1 pseudogene is annotated in these 419 nt (G+C 62.1%); it reads left to right on the top strand.

Annotated features, from left to right (window positions below):
- A pseudogene (locus E1297_RS48820) lies at positions 1–419 on the top strand (IS481 family transposase); the annotation flags it as partial.

Here is a 419-nt window from a genome sequence, read left to right as displayed (position 1 = left end):
CTGCCTGGCGCGAAGGGACCGCACCCGAACCGGGTGAGCGAAGAGATCGAGGCGGCCGTTCTCGACCATGCCCTTGATCATCCCTGCCATGGCGCCTTGCGGGTGGAACAGGAATTACGGCTGAAAGGACTTCAAGTCTCCTCCGGTGGCGTGCGCGGCGTCTGGCAGCGCCACGGCCTGTTGACCAAGCATGAGCGTCTGCTGCGCCTGGAAAAGGCGACTGCGGAACGCAGGATCGAGCTGTCCGATGAACAGATCCGTCTGTTGGAGCGGTTCTCGCCGGAGTTCAGGGAACGTCACATCGAAGCCCCGCACACGGGCAGCCTTGTCGCCGTGGACACTTTCTTCGTCGGCACCTTGAAGGGCGTCGGTAAGATCTATCTGCAAAGTGCCATCGACTGTCATTCCCGCCATGCCTG

Source organism: Roseibium sp. RKSG952, assembly GCF_009711355.1.
Note: the sequence above shows the minus strand (reverse complement) of the source record. Positions and strands in the feature narration are given on the sequence as shown.